Source organism: Nonomuraea sp. NPDC049624, assembly GCF_040675255.1.
GTDB lineage: Bacteria > Actinomycetota > Actinomycetes > Streptosporangiales > Streptosporangiaceae > Nonomuraea.
Map to the genome: position 1 here is coordinate 242,413 of NZ_JBFAOR010000005.1, position 19,404 is coordinate 261,816.

The window sequence follows — 19,404 nt, forward strand, 5'->3', positions numbered from 1 at the left end:
CCCGCCGTCCTGTTCGTCACCAGGGACGCCCGCGGTCCTGACAGTATGGCCGAGCTTATGGGGATCTACTCAGTACCCGAGAATCCAGGTGCGGTCGCCGGCACCGTCGGAGAGGAACGACGCCAGGGCGCCTCCTTCCTCGGCGACGGCGGCCCGCTCGGCCGGGGAGAGGCCGCGCAGCGGCGTGACCAGCACGGTGTCGTCCTCGACGGTCCAGGTGGCCGAGACCCGGCCGTCCACCAGGACCATCCGGGCGCCGGCGACCGACAGGCCGCGGTGTTCGCGGTCGATGATCCGGCCGCGGTCGTCGTAGCCGAGGACCGCGTTGTCGAAGGCCGGCAGGAACCGTACGGGGGCGGGCGTGCCGGGGTCGGGGCGCGGCGCGCGGGGCAGGTCCAGCAGCTCGCGGCCGCGCTCGTCCCGGAAGGCGACCAGTTCCTCGCGGACCGCCGCCACGGCCCTGGGCAGGCCCGCCAGGCCGGACCAGGCGCGCAGGTCGGCCGTGGCGGCGGGGCCGTACGCCGCCAGGTAACGCCGTACGAGGGCCTGCCCCACGGGGTCGGAGCCGTCGGCGGACGGCGGGTCCACCTCCCGCCCCAGCCAGGACGACAGCGGCAGGTTGCGCACGCCCGCCCGCGTCCGCCACAACCCGCGCGGCGGGAGCTGCGCCATCGGGACCAGCGCTGCGACCAGCATCTCGCCCAGCGCCCGCGGCCCCGGACCAGGCCAGCGACCGGCCACCGCCCGCGCGAGCTGCGACATCGAGCGCGGCTCGCCGTCGGCCAGCACCGCCCGTCCGGCCGCCGCGAGCTCGTCGAGGTCCACCCCGGCCAGCTCACGCCGGTAGACGCCGAGCACCCGCTGGCGCAACATCGCGTCGTGCCGGGCCCGCCAGGCCAGGACGTCGGCGGCGGTGACCAGGTGGACAGTGCGCCGCATCAGGTGGGTGCGCACCACGTCCCGGCCGGTCAGCAGGCCCGACAGCGTGGCGGGGTCGAAGGCGCGCAGCCGTGACCAGAGCCCGGTGAAGGGCTCCTGCGGCTCCTGCGCCTGCAGGCCGCACAGGTGCGCGACGGCGTCGAGGACCGGCAGGCCGGCGCGGTCCAGCAGCAACTGGCGGGCGAGCGTGGCGCGGTTGAGCGCCCGGGTGCTCAGAACGGTCATCTCCTCTTCCCGTGTCTCAGGATGCTCCTTTTCGTGCGGTGCCCATGCTGGCGGAGGAAGCGGTCAGGTTGTGGCCTCTTCTTACGCCATCATGAGAAACAAGCAGAAGACCTCGGCACGCCTGCTCTCGCTGCCCCAGATGCGCCGCGACCGGCCGGGGGCGCAGGTTCGACGACGGCATCGAGGTCGTCGGCCCCGCCGGGCTCAAGGACGCCTTCGCCCAGCCGGCCCGCCGCTGCACCGCCGCCGCCTGGCCCGGCTCACTTCTTCGGGAGGCGGGCGACGTCGGAGACCGGGCCCAGATGGGCGAGCTTGTCCGGGTTGACCACCGAGTGGATGGCCTGGATCACGCCGTCGGCGACGTCCAGCTCGACCACGCCCGCCACGCGTCCCTCGGCGTCGTACATGACCGCGCCGGGGCGGCCGTTGACCCAGGCCGTCCGTACCGTGACGCCGAGCGCGCGGACCCGGCGCAGCCCCGCGACCAGCATCTTGACGACCCGGGGCGCCCCGGCCGCCGGTCTGGCCATCGCCTGCGCCTTGCCGCCGCCGTCCCCGTGCAGGACGACGTCGGGCGCGAGCATGCCGAGCAGCGCGTCGAGGTCGCCGCCGTCGGCCGCGTCGAAGAACCTGCGGGCCAGTTCCTCGCCCGTCGCCCGCCGCGCCTGGGTCGGCACGGTGTCGCGGGACTGCCGCCCGGCGGCGACGCGCTGCCTGGCGCGGGTGAGGATCTGCCGGCAGTTCACCTCGGTCCTGCCGGTGATCCGCGCGACGTCCTGGTAGCCGTACCCGAACACCTCGCGCAGCATGAGCACCGCCCGCTCCACCGGCGACAGGGACTCCAGCAGCACGAGGAACGCCATCGACAACGAGTCGGCCAGCTCGGCGTGCTCGGCCGGACCCGGCTCGCCGGTGTGCGCCACGACCGGCTCGGGCAACCATTCGCCCACGTACGTCTCCCGTCGCACCCGCGCCGAGCGCAGGTGGTCGATGCCCAGCCGCGTCACCGCGGTCGTCAGGTACGCCTTCGGCTCACTGATCACGGTCCCCGCGTTGCGCGCCCTGGTCAGGCCGAGGAACGCGTCCTGCACGATGTCCTCGGCGTCGCCCACGGAACCGGTCATCCCGTACGCGATGGAGAACAGCAGCGGCCGGTAACCGGTCACGTCCGGCTCCTCCGCCCGGGGCAGGGGGTCGGTCCCGTCGGCTCCTGTCCCGCGGCTCATCTGCTCGGCCTTTCCGTCCTGGGGTTCTTCTTGCGTACGACGCCCAGCAGGGTAGCCGTGCGGCTGGACCTCGTCGTGACCAGGCGGGCGGGTCCGGTGGTGCACGGAGGTCACCACGCGATCGGGCCGAGGCGGTCGACGAAGACGCCGGTGGGGCCGTCGGGGCCCAGGGTCGCGAGCCGGACGATCGAGTCCGTGCCCTCGGTGACCGTCAGCAGGCCGGTGTGACGGTTCATGTCGGTGGCGGCGAACTTGTGGTTGGCGGTCTCGCCGGGGGTGGCGACGTTGAACTTGATGTGCGGGAGCGCATGGGCGTACCGGACGGTGATCATGTTCAGGGCCGCCTTGGAGGAGCTGTAGGCCAGCTCGTGCATCTTCGAGACGGGCTGGTCCGGATCGGTGACGACGGCGAAGGAGCCGCCGCCGCTGGACACCATCACCACCCGCGGGTTCTCGGCGGCCTGGAGCAGGGGCAGGAAGGCGTGGGTGACCCGGACGGGGCCGTAGACGTTGGTGTCGTAGACGGCGTGGATCTCGCCGGCCGTGGCGTCCGCGGGCGGGACGGCGTTTCCCGGCGCGCCGGCGTTGTTGACCAGCACGTCCAGGTGGTCGGTGTGCTCGCGGACGAGCCGCGCGGCCTCGTTCACCGACGCGTCGGAGGTCACGTCCAGGGGGATCATGATCACGTCGATGCCGTCCTCGGCCAGCCGGGCGGCGGCGGCCTGCCCGCGGCCCTCGTCGCGGGAGCCGAGGAAGATCGTCCAGCCGAGTGTGCCGAGGCGGCGGGCGGCTTCGAGGCCGAGGCCCTTGTTGGCTCCGGTGATCAGTGCGGTGGTGCGTTCCGTGTTCGTCATGCGCTCTAAGACGGAACCCCCTTCGCGCGTGTGACAGGTTGTGATCGACGTCACAACAGGCTGGTCCAAGGCCGGGGAAACGAACGCCGCCATGACCTCGGAGGCGTGACCGTGCCTTGTTCGTGCCGGGACGAACGCCGGCGGTGGCTGCTCGCTGGCCATCGAACTACTCGCCGTCAAGGAGTGGCACGGCGCCGTGCGGCGTGAGGCCGGTGGGCGCCGTGCGGGCCGGTGGACACCGCCCGGTTGTCCCTTCTTGCGGCGGCGTTGCGGTGCGGCGTGGCGCTGGGCCTGACGCGGGCGGGTGCGCGGGTCACACGAGCTGGTCATCGTCCTGTGGCTGACGGCGCGAGAACGCGGAGCTGATCCTCGTGCCCGGCACGGCGGCGGACGCGCAGGCACGGTGGGGGACAGGAACGAACTGTCGGTGCGGCCCGGCATTCTGGCGAGCGGCGGAGACGTGGAGGATGCGACACGCCGGAGACGCTGCGTGTCCGTCTGGCGGGCCGGATGCGGCGCGGCCGCGGTGGGCGCACGATGGGGACGCCCGGTCGATCACGCGGGTAGGGCGCTGACCTGCGGCGACGAGGTCCCGTCCCTCTCGTTGTCGCCGCGATGGCGACTTCGTCCCGACCTCCCATGCTCATGGTCAATTTCTGGATTTGAATTTCCAGAAATTGGAAAATGTTAGGGTGTCGCCGTGACTGCGGAGGTCGGCGTGGTGACGCCTTGCAAGCATTGTGGAGCTCCCATCGAGCAGCGGCCGGGGCGCGGGCGGCCGAAGTCGTACTGTCCGGAGAAGGGGTGCCAGGCGGCGGCCAAGCGGGAGCGCGAGCTGCGGCGGGCCACCCCCGGGCTGGAAGGCGCGCTGGCCAGGGCCGAACAACTGTACGACCGGATGGAGACCGGGCTGCTCGCGGCCATCGAGCCGCTGGCCAAGGCCCTGTCCGACGAGCTGAGCCCGGCCGGGGTCGAGGCCAAGGTGAGCGCCGTCCAGGCCGAGGCGCACACGCGGGTGGCGATCGCCCGCACCGAACGTGAGCAGGCCTTCGAGCAGGTACGCCTGGCCCGTGAGGCCACCGAGCACGCGCGCCGGCAGACGGCCGAGATGCGAGCCCGGCTGGAGGAGGCCGAGAACGAGCGCGAGACGGCGCTGCAGGACGCCGAACGCGCCCGCGAGCAGGCCCTGGCCGCGTTGCGCGAGGCGGCCAGCACCGAACGGCAGGCGTTGCAGACCGCCGAGAGGGCGGTCCGGCGGGCCGAGCAGGCCGAACGGCGGGTGAAGGAGGCCTCGCGCCAGGCGGAGCTGACCGAGCAGACCCGGGATCAGGTCGTCCAGGAGCTGGCCGAGCAGGCGGAGGCGGCCGAGGAACGGGCCGAGGAGGCGCGGGCGCAGGCCGTACAGGCCGGGCTGGAGGCGGACCGGGCGCGGGAGGAGCGAGACCGCGCCCGGGAGGAGGCGGCGGCGGCCGGGCGGGCGCGCGAGCTGGCCGAGCGGGCGGTGATCGCAGCCACGGCCAGGGAGGAGGCGGCCGCGCAGGAGCGGGAGCGAGCCGTTGAGCGGGCAGAACGCGCCGAACGCGCGGCCACCGAGGCCGAACGGGACCGGGCGGTCGCGCAACGGGAGGCCGCCCAGGCCGCGGCCGAGGCGGGCGACCTGGCCCGGAGGCTGGCGTCGGCCGAGGAAGAGGCCGCCGCGGCGCTGGCCAAGGAGCGCAGACAACACGCCCGTGAGAAGGCGCGGGCCGCGGCTGCGGCCGGTGAACGCGACCAGCTGCTGGGGGAGTTGCGGCTGGAGCGCATGCGTCTGGCCGACGTACGGGCCGAACTGGACGCGGCCCGCGCCGAGGCCGCGCTGCTACGGGAACGAGCGGTCGCCGCCGAACTCGCACAACGAGCCCCCGCCCCCGAACCACGGGCGACACGGACCGACTGACCACGGACCGACTGACCACGGGCGACACGGCGCGGGCCGAGGAGTCAGCGCAGGGGGCGGAAGAAGGTCCTGACGTCCTCGACGAGCAGGTCGGGGGCCTCCATGGCGGCGAAGTGGCCGCCGCGGTCGAACTCCGACCAGTGCACGACGTTGTGCTCGCGCTCGGCGATCCGGCGCACCCCGGCGTCCCCGGGGAAGACGGCGACGCCGTGCGGCAGCCCGGAGTACTCGGCCACCGCGCCCCAGCCCTTCTGCCCCTCCTTGTAGAGGCGGGCGGAGGAGGCGGCGGTCCCGGTGAACCAGTAGACGCTCACGTCGGTGAGCAACTGGTCAAGGTCCACCGCGTCCTCGGGCAGTTCGCGGGCGGGGTCGGTCCACTCCTTGAACTTCTCCACGATCCAGGCCAGCTGCCCGGCGGGGGAGTCGTGCAGCCCGAACGCGAGGGTCTGCGGCCGGGTCGCCTGGATGATCGCGTAACCGGCCCGGTCCTGGTCCTGGTACTGGCCGAGGCGGGCGAGCTCGTCCGGGGCGAGCTCGCGGAGCTCGGCCGGGTCGCCGCTGGGGAACCCGAGCGCGCCGTTGACGTGCACGCCCACGACGTTCCTGGGCGCGGCGCGGCCGAGCATCGGCGAGATCACCGAGCCGCTGTCGCCGCCCTGCGCGCCGTACCGGTCGTAGCCGAGGCGGTCCATCAGCTCGGCCCACGCCCGTGCGACGCGCTCCAGGTCCCAGCCGGGCTCGGTGGTGGGGCCGGAGAAGCCGAAGCCGGGGATCGAGGGGGCGACGACGTGGAAGGCGTCGGCCGGGTCGCCGCCGTGGGCGGCCGGGTCGGTGAGCGGGCCGATGACGTTCATGAACTCGGCGACCGAGCCCGGCCAGCCGTGTGTGACGATCAGCGGCAGCGCGCCGGGCTCGGGGGAGCGGACGTGCAGGAAGTGCACGTTCTGCCCGTCGATGGGGGTGGTGAACTGCTCGAAGGCGTTGAGCCGCCGCTCGGCGGCCCGCCAGTCGAACGAGGTGCGCCAGTACTCGGCCAGCTTCTTCGCGTAGCCCACCGGGACGCCGTAGGACCAGCCGACGCCGGGCAGCTCGTCCGGCCAGCGGGTCGCCGCCAGCCGGGCGCGCAGGTCGTCCAGCTGGGCCTGCGGGATGTCGATGCGGAACGGGCGGATGCGCGGGTCGTCGTTCATGTCCATGACTGTAGGAAGGGGCTAGGACAGCTTCAGTCCTAGGATGGGCGGCATGCTGGAGACGTCGGCGCGGTTGTTGCGTCTGTTGTCGTTGTTGCAGACGCCCAGGGAGTGGTCGGGCGCAGAGCTGGCCGAACGGCTCGGCGTCTCGCCCCGCACGGTCCGCCGCGACGTCGACCGGCTGCGTGACCTGGGCTACGTCGTGGACGCCACCCCGGGCACGGCCGGATACCGGCTCGGCGCCGGGGTCGGGGTACCGCCGCTGCTGCTCGACGACGAGGAGGCGGTCGCGGTCGCCATCGGGCTCGGCACGGCGGCGGTCTCCGGCGTGACCGGCATCCAGGAGACCTCGGTGCGGGCGCTGGCCAAGCTCGAACAGGTGCTGCCGGCCCGGCTCCGGCACCGCGTCGGCGACCTGCGTTCGGTGACGGTACCGCTGGCGGGGGCGGCGGAGGCGGTGGACCCGGCCGCGCTCACGGCGATCGCCGCGGCGGTCCGCCGGCGGGAGAGCCTGCGGTTCGACTACCGCTCCCACGACGGCGTCGCGGATCGCCGTGCCGCGGAGCCGTACCGGCTGGTCAACTCGGGTCGCCGCTGGTACCTGGTGGCCTGGGACACCGGCCGGGCGGACTGGCGCACGTTCCGCGTCGACCGGCTGCGGCTGCACAGCCCGAACGGCCCGCGTTTCACGCCCAGGGAGCCGCCCGCCGCCGACCTCGTGCGCTACGTCTCCGAGCGGATCTCGGTCGATCCCTACCGTTACCAGGGGCGGTTCACGGTGCGGGCGCCGGCGGACGTCGTCGCCGCCCGGATGCCGCCGACCATGGCGGTGGTCGAGCCGGTCGGCGACGGCTCCTGCGTCCTGTCAGCCGGGTCGCACTCGCTGGACGAGCTGGCGATGTGGGTCGCGCAGCTCGGCGTGCCGTTCGAGGTGCACGAGCCGCCCGAGCTGGTCCGGCACGTCCGCGCCCTCGCCGCCCGTCTCCTCGACGCCGCCCCCGCCGCCGATCCGGCGTAAGGCCCCGATCCGGAGTAAGCGCCGATCCGGCGTGAAGCGCCGGATCCGGCGTAAAGCCGCCATCCGGGGTGAAGCGCCGCACCGGCTCGACCGCGGCTACGGCGGCCCGTCGGACTGACTGTCGGGCGGCCCGTCGGGCTGGCTGTCGGGCTAGCTGTCGGACCGGTTGTCGGGCTGGGCGAGCCAGGCCACGCACCGGCGCGTCAGCTCAGGGTCCCGGGCCGCGTCCAGGTGGCCCGCTCCGGGGTGCACGGTCACCCTGATCCGGCCGGCGTGCCGGGGGTAGACGTGCTCGATCGTCTCGCGGAAGCGCAGCGCGCCCTGGGGCGGCACGTGGCTGTCGTCGGCGCCGCACTCGAAGGCGATGGCCGGTCCGTGGGCGTAGGCGCCGATGTTGGTGAGCGGGTTCAGCCGGTCGAACCACCACTGGGCATGGCGGCCCGCGTGTCCCTGCGGCAGGAGGCGGGCCGGGTCGTCCAGCGCGCACATGCCCGGACGGGTCCAGTCGGCGGTGGCCGCGACGGCCGCCGCTCTGCGTACCCGGTGGTCCAGCCCGGCCAGCGCCACCGCGCAGTCGCCGCCCATCGACACCCCGCCCGCGACCGCGCCGGGTCCCGCGCCGAGCTCCGCGGCCGCCCAGTCCAGGACCCGGACGCATTCCACCGTCGTACGGCCCAGCAGCGGCCACATCTCCTGGCGGAAGTCGCCCAGGACGCGCTCGGCCAGCTGCTCAGGGCTCTCGCCGCCGCGCCGGCCGTGCCGCCAGGGGGCGAGGCTGACGGCGACCATGCCCTGCCCGGCCAGCTCGCGCATGGCGGGCAGGCAGGCTCGCGTGTCGCCGCCCAGGTGCGGGAGCCACAACGCCACGGTGGCTCCGCCCGCGCCGGCCGGCGGCTCGATCCAGGCCACGGGAACGTGGTCAACCCACGCGTGACGCACGTCCTGGCTCTGCTGCTCAGTGCTCATCACGGTCTCCTCGGCTCGAACGTGCCAGATTCCCCGTTCGGCGCGACGTAGTCGGGCCGGGGGTGGCGCGGCGGGGCGTCGCCATGCCACACTCACTGTTATAGAACTCTTGTAAGAGTTATAGAACGAGGTGAGCAGGATGCGAGAAGCGACGCCACTGCGCGAGCCCGCGCCGGCGGCCGGGCTGATGGGCGAGCCGGGAGCCCGCGGCCGGTTCGGCGGGTACGGCGGCCGGTACGCGCCGGAGTCCCTGGTGGAGGCGTGCCGCGAGGTGGACGAGGCGTTCCGGCAGGCGTGGGCGGACCCGGGCTTCCGCGGCGAGCTGACCGAACTGCTCGCGCTGCACGCCGGACGGCCGACCCCGCTGACCCCGGCCCGCCGGCTGTCACAGGAGCTGGGCGTGCGCCTCCTCCTCAAACGCGAGGACCTCACCCACACCGGCTCCCACAAGATCAACAACGTGCTGGGCCAGGCACTGCTCGCCAGGCGGATGGGACGGCGCAGGCTGATCGCCGAGACGGGAGCGGGCCAGCACGGCGTGGCCACCGCGACCGCCGCCGCGCTGCTCGGGCTGGAGGCGACCGTCTTCATGGGCGAGCGCGACATCGAGCGGCAGAGCCTGAACGTCTTCCGCATGCGCATGCTCGGCGCCGAGGTCGTCCCGGTCACCACGGGAAGCCGCACCCTCAAGGACGCCACCAGCCAGGCCATGCGGCACTGGGTCGGCGTCACCGGCGACACCCACTACTGCGTCGGCTCGGTCATCGGGCCGGACCCCTACCCGTGGATGGTCAGGGAGTTCCAGCGGGTCATCGGCGACGAGGCGCGTGCCCAGTTCGCGGCCGGCCAGCCGACCGGCGTGCCGGACCACGTCGTCGCGTGCGTCGGCGGCGGCTCCAACGCGGCCGGCACGTTCGCCGGCTTCGCCGGCACCACGGCGCGCTTCGTCGGCGTCGAGGCGGAGGGCGGCGCCGGGGCGGCCCGCGGCAGGCTCGGCGTCCTGCACGGCTGTCGCTCGCTGTTCCTCCAGGACGACGACGGCCAGATCGTCGAGGCCCACTCCGTCGCCGCCGGGCTGGACTACCCGGGCGTCGGCCCCGAGCACGCCCACCTGCGCGAACTGGGCCGGGCCCGGTACGTCACGGTGACCGACGAGGAGGCCGTGGCCGCGGCGTTGCGACTGGCGCGCGCCGAGGGCATCGTCCCGGCGCTCGAATCGGCGCACGCCCTGGCCTGGGTGATCCGCGCGGCCGGCGGCGAGCTGCCCGCCGGATCGACCGTCCTGATGACGCTGTCGGGCCGGGGCGACAAGGACGTCTCCGCCCTGAAGGAGCTGCTGTGACCGACATCCTGACCCCCGGCGCGGTCGAGCGCCACCTGCGGGCCCGCCGGGACGGCGGCCGTGCCCTGCTCATGCCGTACGTCACCGGCGGCATCACGCCCGGCTGGACGCGCTACCTGCGGGCGTTCGCCGCAGCCGGCGCGGACGCCGTCGAGGTCGGCCTGCCCTTCTCCGACCCCACGCTGGACGGCGTCACCGTCCAGCAGGCCAGCCAGGCGGCGCTGGCCAGGGGGGCGAGCACCCGCCGGATCCTCGCCGACCTGGCCGACGTGCGGGACGTGGGCGTGCCGTTGATCGCCAGCACCTACTACAACCTCGTGCTGCACGACGGGCCCGAGGCGTTCTGCGCGGCGCTCCGGCGGGCCGGCGTCGACGGCCTGATCGTGCCCGACCTGCCGGTGCACGAGGCGGACGAGCTGGCGGACGTGGCCGCCGCCGCCGGGATCGACCTGGTCCTGCTGGCCTCGCCGGCGACGCCGGAGCCGAGGCTGGCCGAGATCGCGCGCCGCAGCCGCGGATTCGTCTACGCGGTGTCCCTGATGGGCACCACCGGCGAGCGGGCCACGCTGGCGGAATCGGCGGCGGAGCTCACCGCGCGGCTCAGACGCAGCACCGATCGGCCGATCTTGCTAGGATTTGGCATTTCCACGCCTGACCAGGCGCGGGAGGCCGGCCGGCACGCCGACGGAGTGGTGGTCGGCGCCGCGGTCATGCGGCGGGTGCTCGACGGCGCCGGGCCGGACGACCTGCGGGCCTTCGTCGCGACCCTGCGAAAGGCCCTCGACCAGGAGTGACGCACCACGATGACCCCCGACGCCGGGCACGAGGCGAGATACCGCGCCATCGCCGCCGACCTCGCCGCGAAGATCCGGTCGGGCCATTACGCCCCCGGCGAGGCGCTGCCTCCGCAACGGGAGCTGAGCGCCTCCTACGGGGTCACCCTCATGACGCTGCGCCAGGCGTTGCGTGAGCTCAGCGACGAGCACCTGATCGTGCAGCGGCCCGGCAAGGGCACGTACGTGGCTCCGCCGCACCTGGCCTACCAGCTCGGCTCGCTCCGCAGCCTGGCCGACGACCTGCGCGAACAGGGTCACGACGTGCGGACCGTGGTGGCCGGACGGGCGATGCGCCGGGCCCCCGAGCGGATCGCCGCGGAGCTGCGGCTGCGTCCCGGCGACACGGCCCTGCGGCTGGAGCGGGTGCGCGAGTTCGCCGGGCGGCCGGCCGTCCATCAGGTGTCCTGGGTGCGCAGGCCGGTGGCCGACCAGATCCGCGACCGCGACTTCGCCGCCGTCTCCCTCTACGCGGCGCTCGCCGACGCGGGGGTGGCGGTCGCCCGCGCCTCGGAGGTGGTCGGGCCCGGCCTGCTCGACGCCGCCGCCGCGCGCCGCCTGCACGAGCCCGAGGGCAGCGCCGTGCTGGTCAGCACCCGGATCACCTACACGCCCGACGGCGTTCCTGTGGTGTCCGACCACGCCACCATCCTGGGCACCATGATGGAGATCCGCACCGAACGGGCGGCCACCGGCCTTTCGCTCGCCTGGCGGGCCACCAGCTAGGGCCTCACTGCAGGGCGGCGACGGCCTTGTCGACGCTGTCGTGGAAGGACAGCAGACGGGTCAGCCCCATGATCTTGAACGGGTGCTCGATCTCCGGGCTGAGCCCGGCCAGCGCCAGGCCGGCGCCCGCGTCCTGGGCCCGCTGATGGGCGCTGACCAGCACGGAGATGCCGGTGGAGTCGCAGAACCGCAGCCCCGACATCTCGATCACCAGGCCGTCGCCCGGCGCGAGGCCGAGCTCGTCCAGGGCCTCGTGCAGGCGGGGGGAGGTGTGGTGGTCGAGGTCGCCGGCCACCGCGAGGATGCGGATGCGCCCCGAAGGGGGCTGGGAGGTGATGGTCAGACCGTGGTCGTGCTGCACTGGGGCTCCTCAGAAGAGACGCCCGTCGAGCGGGCGGGGACGGACAGGGCGAGCACCGCGGTGTCGTCCGACACGCCGTCGCCGAGGGTCGTGATCAGTTTGTGCACCGTGGCCAGCAGGCCGTCGGCGCTGGTGGGGGCGGCGGCGGCCAGGTAGGCGGCCAGGCCCTCCTCGTCGAGCCTGGCCCCGGTGCCGGTGCGCGCCTCGGTCAGGCCGTCGGTGTAGAGCAGGAGCGCGTCGCCGGGCCCCAGACGGGTGCTCACCTGGGCGAAGTACGGGTCGCGCAGGATGCCGATGAGCTGCCCGCCCTCGGGATGGACGGCCTCGACCGCGCCCGCGGCGCGCACCACCAGCGAGGGCGGATGCCCGCCGCCGGCCAGGGTGACCTCGAAGCCGCCGTCCACCGGGTCGAGCACCCCGAAGACCGCCGTGCAGTACGGCGGCGGCATGACCTGACCGGCGTGCTCCTGCTGCAGGACCGTGTCCAGGTTGGCCAGCACCGCGCACGGGTCGGGGTCGTAGACGGCGGCGGCGCGCAGGGTGTAGCGGACGAGCGAGGTCAGCACGGCCGCGTCGGCGCCCTTGCCGCAGACGTCCCCGAGGAAGAACGCCCAGCGGTTGCCGTCGAGCGGGAACAGGTCGTAGAAGTCGCCGCCGACCTCGTCCACCGAGACGGGATGGTAGGCGGCGGCCGCGCGCAGGCCCGGCACCTCCGGCAGGGTGTGCGGGACGAGCGTCTGCTGCAGGGTGCGCGCCAGGCGCTCGGCGTCGGCGCGCAGCCCGCGCTCGGTGGCCAGGGTGCGGGAGGCGGCCAGGCGCAGCTCCAGCTCGTCCGTGACCAGGGCGGCCAGATCTCGCAGAGCGCTGACGTCCTCGTCGGCGGCCTGCCGGGGACGGACGTCCATGACGTTGACGCTGCCCACGCAGCTGCCGTCGGGGACGGTGATCGGGGCCGCCGCGAAGAAGCGCACGCCGGTCCCGCCGGGCGGATCGGCGGCCGTCGCCGGGTCGGCCGTGACGTCCGGGATCACGCACACCTCGCCCCGCGCGAGCACGGCGGAGTACAGGCTCTCCGCGCAGCCGCCGGGGAACGGGCCGTGGGCGGCCATCCGGCGCACCCCCTCGTCGCCGGCGAACGTCACGGTCGCCATGGGGGCGTGGAACATGCGCGCCGCCAGCGAGGCCACCCGGTCGAGCGTCGCCTGGCCCGGCACGGCGGGGAGTTCGTGCCGCTGGAGGGCCGCCCCGCGGTGCGTGTCATCGGCGGTGCTGACGTCCGGCTCCTTCCGCTCGCTCCGCCGGCACAGGCGCCGAGCAGGGGCGGAGGGCCGACCCCCGGAGTCATTTGCCCTATTCTACCTACGGTCGAGGTGATATCTGACCTGCTGGTCCACGGCCGCGGCCGCATCACCGGCGCGAGGCGGGGTAGACGCGCCCGCAGCGAACAAGGGGGAAGCCGGATGACACACGACGACCACGGTGAGCGGCGGCCGGCGGCGGCCGGTGCCGGGATCTTCACCGTGGACGACGAGGTCGGCCGCGACCTGGCCGCCGTCGACTGGGAGGCCACCCCGCTCGGCCCTCCGGAGCACTGGCCGCAGAGCCTCCAGACGGCGGTCAGCATCCTGCTGTCGTCCCGGTTCTCCATGTGGATGGCGTGGGGGCCGGAGCTGACGTTCTTCTGCAACGCCGCCTACCGCCGCGACACGCTGGGCCAGAAGTACCCGTGGGCGCTGGGCCGGCCGGCCCACGAAGTGTGGGCGGAGATCTGGGACGACATCAGCCCGCGGATCGACGCCGTCCTGTCCACCGGGAAGGCGACCTGGGACGAGGCGCTGCTGCTGTTCCTGGAGCGGGCCGGCTACCCGGAGGAGACGTACCACACCTTCTCCTACAGCCCGCTGCGCGACGACCACGGCTCGGTGGTCGGCATGCTCTGCGTGGTCAGCGAGGAGACCGAGCGGGTCATCGGCGAACGCCGCATGGCCACCCTGCGCGATCTCGGCTCCGATCCCAGCGTGGTCCGCACCGAGCAGGAGATGCTCGCCTTCGCCTGCCGCCAGCTCGGCCGCAACCTCCAGGACCTGCCCTTCACCCTGACCTACCTGTTCGACGGCGACGGCCGGGCGCGGCTGGCCGGCTCGACCGGACTGCCCGCCGGGCATCCGGCCGCCCCGGCCGTCCTCCCGCCCGGCGACCCGGACGCGGTCTGGCCGGTCCAGGCCCCGGCCCGCGGCGAGCCGGCGCTCGTGGCGCTCGACGCGGCCCCGTACGCCGGGCTGCCGCCGGGGGACTGGCCGGAGCCGCCCACGCACGCGCTGGTGATGCCGCTGCTGCAGCAGGGAGGCATGCCGTACGGGTTCCTGGTGGCCGCGCTCAACCGCTACCGCGCCCTGGACGACGGATACCGCGGGTTCGTCGAGCTGGCCGCGGGGCACGTCGCCACCGGCATCTCCTCGGCCCGCAGCTACCAGGCCCAGCAGCGGCGGGCCGAGGAACTGGCCGAGCTCGACCGGGCGAAGACCGTCTTCTTCTCCAACATCAGCCACGAGTTCCGCACGCCGCTCACCCTGATCATGGGCCCGGTGCAGGAGCTGCGGAACACGCTGGCCGGGGCCGCCCCCGAGGTGCGCCAGGACCTGGAGGTCGTGCACCGCAACGCCCTGCGCCTGGGCCGGCTCGTCAACACGCTGCTCGACTTCTCCCGGATCGAGGCCGGCCGCATGCAGGCCCGCTACGAGCCGGTCGACCTGGCGGCGGTGACCGCCGACCTGGCCAGCGTCTTCCGCTCGGCGGTCGACAAGGCCGGCCTGTCCTTCGAGGTGGACTGCCCGCCGCTGGACGAACCGGTCTACATCGACCGGACCATGTGGGAGAAGGTCGTGCTCAACCTGCTGAGCAACGCGCTGAAGTTCACCTTCGACGGCTCGATCGCCGTCCAGGTGGGCGTGCGCGACGGGCAGGCCGTGGTGACCGTCTCCGACACGGGCATCGGCGTCCCGGCCGAGGAGCTGCCGCGGCTGTTCGAACGGTTCCACCGCATCGAGAGCGCCCGCTCGCGCTCCAACGAGGGCAGCGGCATCGGGCTGGCCCTCGTCCAGGAGCTCGTCGGCCTGCACGGCGGCACGATCACGGCCGAGAGCGCCGAGGACAAGGGCACGACCTTCACCATCCGGCTGCCCTTCGGCGCCGACCACCTCCCGGCCGGGAGCCTGGTGCCGGCCCGCCCGGCGGAGCCGGTCTCGTCCGGCGCCGAGCCGTTCGTCCAGGAGGCGCTGCGCTGGCTGCCCGAGGACGACGTCACCGGCGCGGGCACGTCCTCGGACGTCTCGGCGGACGGCGGCGGCGCGCCGGGGCCGAGCGGCGGCCCGCCGGCCCGGGTGCTGATCGCCGACGACAACCGGGACATGCGCGAGTACCTGGCCCGGCTGCTCAAGGGCGCCGGCTACCACGTCACCGCCGTCGGCGACGGTCTCCAGGCGCTGGACGCCGTGCACGCCGAGGAGCCCGACCTCGTGGTCAGCGACGTGATGATGCCGCGCCTGGACGGCCTGGCCCTGGTCGCGGCCCTGCGGGCCGACCCGCGCACCGCCGGCGTGCCGGTGCTGCTGCTGTCGGCGCGCGCGGGGCAGGAGGCCTCGATCGAGGGCCTGGCGGCGGGCGCCGACGACTACCTGGTCAAGCCGTTCTCCGCGGCCGAGCTGCTGGCGCGGGCACGGGCCAACGTGGAGCTGGCGCGGCTGCGCAACCATCACGCCCGCTGGCGCAACGCCATGATCGACTCCTTGCAGGAGGCGTTCTTCGTGACCGACGAGGACGGCGCGGTGATCGAGATCAACTCGGCGTTCACCGACATCCTCGGCTACGGCCCCGACGGCCTGCCCTACCGGCCCCGGCACCCCTGGTGGCCGGACGAGCGGCGCGACCCGCAGGCCCACGGCCTGGTCGCCGAGGCGTTCGGCCGGCTCGTCGGCGAGGGCAGGGGCAGCGCGGTCATCCCCGTCACCCACCGCGACGGGCACCAGGTGTGGGTCGCGGTCACGTTCAACTCGGTCACCGACCCCGACACCCGGCGGCGCCGCGTCGTGGGCACCCTGCGGGACGTGACCGCCGAGCACTACCTCGTGCAGCGCGAGAGCGCGCTCGCCGCGCTCGGCCTGCGCGTCTCGCAGGCCGACAACCTGAACGACGCCCTGGCCGGCGGCCTTGACGCCCTCCAGGAGGTCTGGCACGCCCGCCAGGTGGCAGCCGTCGTCTGGGACGAGGACGCCTCGCGCGGCGTGGTCACCGCGCCGTCCGGCCCGGCCTGGCAGGACCTGCCGGAACAGGTGCGGGCCAGGCTCACGGGCCTGCGCGAGCAGCCACCCCTGCGGGCCGTCGCCGCCGAGACGGACGGGGCCGGCATCACCCTGGACCACCCCGAGGGCCTGCTCGCCGTCTGGATCGACCTGGGCCAGAACCGGCCGTTCACCCAGGAGGACCAGACCCTGCTGGCGCTGCTGGCCGGCCACCTGGGCCAGGCCCTGCACCGGGTGCACCAGCTCGACCAGCAGCGCGAGGCGGCCGTGGCGCTCCAGCGCGCCATCCTCGGCCCGTCCCGGCTGCCCAGCGGCTTCGCCGTGCGCTACGAGCCGGCCAGCCGCCCGCTGGAGGTCGGCGGCGACTGGTACGACATCGTGCCGCTGTCCGGCCAGCGCATCGGGATCGTCGTCGGCGACTGCGTGGGGCGCGGGCTGGAGGCGGCGGCCGTCATGGGACAGCTGCGCAGCGCGTGCCGGGCCCTGCTGCTCCAGGACGCCGGGCCCGCCCAGGTGTTCACCGCGCTCGACCGGTTCGCCGCGCTCATCCCGGGCGCCAAGTGCACCACCGTCTTCTGCGGCGTCCTGGACACCGCCACCGGCGACCTCGTCTACTCCAGCGCCGGCCATCCCCCCGGCATCCTGGCCCACGCCGACGGCAGCACCGAGCTGCTGGAGGGCGGCCGCTCGACCCCGCTGGCCGTACGGTCGGCCCGCGGGCGCACCGAGGCCAGGTGCACCATGCCGCCCCGGTCCACCCTGCTGCTCTACACCGACGGGCTGGTCGAGCGGCGGCGGCGTCCGCTGACCGCGGGCATCGGCGAGGCCAGCACCGCCGTCCAGGTCGGGCGGTCCACCCCGATCGAGGAGCTGGCCGGCGACGTCATGTCGTCCCTCACCCCGGACGGCGGCTTCAACGACGACGTCGCGCTGCTGCTCTACCGCCAGCCCGCCCCGCTGGAGATGGACTTCCCGGCCGAGTCGAGCCAGCTCGCCCCCGTGCGCTCGGCGCTGCGGGAGTGGCTGGCCCGCTGCCAGCTCACCCCGTTGCTGGCGCAGAACGTGCTCGTGGCGGCGGGGGAGGCGTGCGCCAACGCGATCGAGCACGGCCACCGCAACGCTCCCGGCCGGACGATCCGCCTGCGGGCCGTCGCGACCCCCGGCGACCTGCGGCTCACCGTCGCCGACACCGGCCGCTGGAAGCCGCCTGAGCCGGAGGCGAACCCGCACCGGGGCCGGGGCGTGGCGCTCATGCGGGCCCTGATGAACGAGGTCACCATCGAACCCGGCGCGGCCGGAACCACCGTCGACATGCAAGCGAGGATCAGCTCATGACCACCCCTCTGACCCTTGCTGCCTCGACGCGGCCGGACGGCACCCGGGTCCTGGCCGCCGCCGGCGAGATCGACATGAGCAACGCCGGGGCCCTGGAGGAGGCGCTGGCCAAAACCGGCGACAGCATGGTGCTGGTCGACCTGAGCGAGGTGGAGTACCTGGACAGCGCGGGCCTGACCGTGCTGTTCACGCACGCCTCGCGGATCCGGCTCGTCGCCAACGCGGTGCTCGACCCCGTCCTGACGATCGCCGGCTTCGCCGACGTCGCCGCCATCCAGGAGATCACGTACGTCGACCCGTCCCAGGACGGCCACCACTCCTGAAACGGCAAGGACCTTCGGCTCGCCGGCGTTCAGGCCGGGTAGGCGTGCGTCTCGGTGGCCTTGACCGAGGCCCAGATCCGCTGGCCGGGGGTCAGGTCGAGGTCGGCGACGGCGGCGGGGGTGATGTCGGCGAAGGCCGTCAGGGGGCCGTCGAGGTGCACGCGCACGTTGTCGCCGTGCCGTTCGATGCCCTCGATCCGGGCGTGCCAGAGGTTGCGCGGGCTGCCGTCGGGGCGACTGCGGTACAACGCCACGGCGGCGGGCGGGAAGGCCACGAAGGCCGGCCCGTCGAGCTCCTCCGACGTGTGCAGCAGCACCTCGCCGACCCTGACCCGCACGCCCTCGGCCACGCCGCGATAGAGGTTGAGCCCGACCAGTCGGGCCACGTAGTCGGTGCGCGGATGGCGGGCGACCTCGGCCGGCGGGCCCTCCTGCACGACCGTGCCGTGCTCGATGACGATCAGCCGGTCGGCCAGCACCATCGCGTCGAGCGGGTCGTGGGTGACCAGCACGGTCGCGCCCGCGAAGTCGGCCAGGTGACGGCGCAGCTGGGAGCGGATCTCCAGCCGGGTGTGGGCGTCGAGCGCGGCCAGCGGCTCGTCCAGCAGCAGCAGCTCGGGCCGTACGGCCAGCGCGCGGGCGAGGGCGACCCGCTGCGCCTGCCCGCCGGACAGCCGCCGCGGCCTGGCGGCGGCGTGGGCGGCGAGCCCGACCCGCTCCAGCAGGGCGGCGGCCGTCCGGCGGGCCTCGGCCTTGGGCACGCCCTGGCAGCGCGGCCCGAAGGCGACGTTGTCGAGCGCCGACAGGTGCGGGAAGAGCAGGTAGTCCTGGAAGACCATGCCGATCGGGCGGCCCTCGGCGGGCAGCGTGTGCAGCGGCGCGCCGCGCAGGCTGATGTGCCCGCCGGTCATCGGGGTGAGCCCGGCCAGGGCGCGCAGGGCGGTGGTCTTGCCGGCGCCGTTGGGGCCGAGCAGCGCCACCACCTCGCCGGCGGCGACCCGCAGACAGACGTCGAGGGTGAAGGCCGGCCGGGTGACCACCAGCCGGGCGTCGAGAGTCACGGCGCGCTCACCCACCGGTCGCGCAGGCTGGCCAGGATGACCACCGAGACGGCCAGCAGCACCAGGCTGAGCACGATCGCCGCCTCCGGCTCGGTCTCCAGCGCCAGGTAGACCGCCAGCGGCATCGTGCGGGTGGTGCCGGGGAAGTTGCCGGCGAACGTGATCGTCGCCCCGAACTCGCCCAGCGCCCGCGCCCAGCACAACACGGCCCCGGCCACCACGCCCGGCATCACCATGGGCAGCGTCACCCGGCGGAACACCGTCCAGCGGGAGGCGCCGAGCGTCGCGGCGGCCTCCTCGAAGCGCTGGTCGGCGCCGCGCAGCGCGCCCTCCACGCTGATCACCAGGAAGGGCATCGCGACGAACGCCTCGGCGACGATCACCCCGGCCGTCGTGAACGGCAGCGTGACGCCGAAGGCGGACTCCAGCCACTGCCCGGCCAGGCCGCGCCGCCCCAGCACCAGCAGCAGCGCCACGCCGCCGACCACCGGCGGCAGCACCAGCGGCACGGTGACCAGCGCGCGCACCAGCCGCCGCCCCGGGAACGACACCCGGGCCAGCAGCCAGGCCAGCGGCACGCCGAGCAGCAGACAGAAGACCGTGGCGACGGTGGCGCACAGCAGCGACAACCGCAGCGCCTCCAGCACGTGCGGCTCGGCCAGCCGCCGGAGCAGCGTGGACCAGGGGGCCCGGATCAGCAGCCCGGCCAGCGGCAGCACCAGGAACGCCAGCCCCGCCAGCGCGGGCACGACCAGCATCCACGGCGCCCGC

The 19,404-nt window shown here is 74.4% G+C and carries 16 protein-coding genes; 7 read left to right on the top strand and 9 right to left on the bottom strand.

Annotation, left to right across the window (positions count from 1 at the left end; translation table 11 throughout):
- Nucleotides 1-69: 69 nt before the first annotated feature.
- The 3 genes from AB0J76_RS21995 to AB0J76_RS22005 form a co-directional block, all read right to left on the bottom strand.
- A complete protein-coding gene (locus tag AB0J76_RS21995; protein WP_352326001.1) occupies nt 70-1,164 on the bottom strand; it encodes a winged helix DNA-binding domain-containing protein in 1,095 nt (364 codons plus the stop codon).
- Nucleotides 1,165-1,424: 260 nt separating this feature from the next.
- Entirely contained in the window at nt 1,425-2,330 is a 906-nt protein-coding gene (locus tag AB0J76_RS22000) for an RNA polymerase sigma-70 factor (protein ID WP_352326002.1), read from the bottom strand.
- A 170-nt stretch (nt 2,331-2,500) separates the two neighbouring features.
- The gene (locus AB0J76_RS22005) at nt 2,501-3,244 is read right to left on the bottom strand and encodes an SDR family NAD(P)-dependent oxidoreductase (protein ID WP_352326003.1); all 744 of its coding nucleotides are present in this window, start codon (nt 3,242-3,244) and stop codon (nt 2,501-2,503) included.
- A gap of 700 nt (nt 3,245-3,944) precedes the next feature.
- On the opposite strand from AB0J76_RS22005, the gene AB0J76_RS22010 reads away from it, so the two are divergent.
- Nucleotides 3,945-5,180, top strand: coding sequence for a hypothetical protein (locus tag AB0J76_RS22010; protein ID WP_352326005.1), 1,236 nt, complete (start codon nt 3,945-3,947; stop codon nt 5,178-5,180).
- A gap of 44 nt (nt 5,181-5,224) precedes the next feature.
- On the opposite strand, the gene AB0J76_RS22015 is transcribed toward AB0J76_RS22010, so the two are convergent.
- Nucleotides 5,225-6,370, bottom strand: a complete 1,146-nt coding sequence (locus AB0J76_RS22015; protein ID WP_352326007.1) for an epoxide hydrolase family protein — start codon at nt 6,368-6,370, stop codon at nt 5,225-5,227.
- Between the two features lie 52 nt (nt 6,371-6,422).
- Between AB0J76_RS22015 and AB0J76_RS22020 the strand changes: the two genes are divergently transcribed.
- Entirely contained in the window at nt 6,423-7,388 is a 966-nt protein-coding gene (locus AB0J76_RS22020; protein WP_352326008.1) for a WYL domain-containing protein, read from the top strand.
- Between the two features lie 150 nt (nt 7,389-7,538).
- On the opposite strand, the gene AB0J76_RS22025 is transcribed toward AB0J76_RS22020, so the two are convergent.
- Nucleotides 7,539-8,354, bottom strand: coding sequence for a prolyl oligopeptidase family serine peptidase (locus AB0J76_RS22025; RefSeq protein WP_352326009.1), 816 nt, complete (start codon nt 8,352-8,354; stop codon nt 7,539-7,541).
- Nucleotides 8,355-8,493: 139 nt separating this feature from the next.
- On the opposite strand from AB0J76_RS22025, the gene trpB reads away from it, so the two are divergent.
- Genes trpB through AB0J76_RS22040 form a run of 3 tightly spaced genes read left to right on the top strand, consistent with a single transcriptional unit; the run spans nt 8,494 to nt 11,255 of the window.
- The gene (trpB, locus tag AB0J76_RS22030) at nt 8,494-9,696 is read left to right on the top strand and encodes a tryptophan synthase subunit beta (protein WP_352326011.1); all 1,203 of its coding nucleotides are present in this window, start codon (nt 8,494-8,496) and stop codon (nt 9,694-9,696) included.
- On the top strand, nt 9,693-10,490 hold the full coding sequence (gene trpA / locus AB0J76_RS22035) for a tryptophan synthase subunit alpha (RefSeq protein ID WP_352326012.1): 798 nt from the start codon (nt 9,693-9,695) through the stop codon (nt 10,488-10,490). Before trpB ends, trpA begins: the two co-directional genes overlap by 4 nt.
- Before the next feature lie 9 nt (nt 10,491-10,499).
- Nucleotides 10,500-11,255, top strand: a complete 756-nt coding sequence (locus AB0J76_RS22040) for a GntR family transcriptional regulator (protein ID WP_352326013.1) — start codon at nt 10,500-10,502, stop codon at nt 11,253-11,255.
- Nucleotides 11,256-11,259: 4 nt separating this feature from the next.
- Here the strand turns inward: AB0J76_RS22040 and AB0J76_RS22045 are convergent, their stop codons facing one another.
- Nucleotides 11,260-11,616, bottom strand: coding sequence for an STAS domain-containing protein (locus AB0J76_RS22045; RefSeq protein ID WP_352326015.1), 357 nt, complete (start codon nt 11,614-11,616; stop codon nt 11,260-11,262).
- A complete protein-coding gene (locus tag AB0J76_RS22050) occupies nt 11,595-12,830 on the bottom strand; it encodes a GAF domain-containing SpoIIE family protein phosphatase (protein WP_352326016.1) in 1,236 nt (411 codons plus the stop codon). Before AB0J76_RS22050 ends, AB0J76_RS22045 begins: the two co-directional genes overlap by 22 nt.
- Nucleotides 12,831-13,076: 246 nt before the next feature.
- Between AB0J76_RS22050 and AB0J76_RS22055 the strand changes: the two genes are divergently transcribed.
- Nucleotides 13,077-17,249: a SpoIIE family protein phosphatase gene (locus AB0J76_RS22055; RefSeq protein WP_364390278.1), complete on the top strand. Its 4,173-nt coding sequence runs from the start codon at nt 13,077-13,079 to the stop codon at nt 17,247-17,249.
- Nucleotides 17,246-17,572 carry an STAS domain-containing protein gene (locus AB0J76_RS22060; protein ID WP_364390280.1) on the top strand — a complete coding sequence of 109 codons (327 nt, stop codon included), beginning with the start codon at nt 17,246-17,248 and terminating at the stop codon, nt 17,570-17,572. Before AB0J76_RS22055 ends, AB0J76_RS22060 begins: the two co-directional genes overlap by 4 nt.
- A gap of 29 nt (nt 17,573-17,601) precedes the next feature.
- On the opposite strand, the gene AB0J76_RS22065 is transcribed toward AB0J76_RS22060, so the two are convergent.
- The gene (locus AB0J76_RS22065; protein ID WP_364390282.1) at nt 17,602-18,633 is read right to left on the bottom strand and encodes an ABC transporter ATP-binding protein; all 1,032 of its coding nucleotides are present in this window, start codon (nt 18,631-18,633) and stop codon (nt 17,602-17,604) included.
- Nucleotides 18,630-19,391, bottom strand: coding sequence for an ABC transporter permease (locus AB0J76_RS22070; RefSeq protein WP_352327750.1), 762 nt, complete (start codon nt 19,389-19,391; stop codon nt 18,630-18,632). Before AB0J76_RS22070 ends, AB0J76_RS22065 begins: the two co-directional genes overlap by 4 nt.
- Nucleotides 19,392-19,404: the final 13 nt, after the last annotated feature.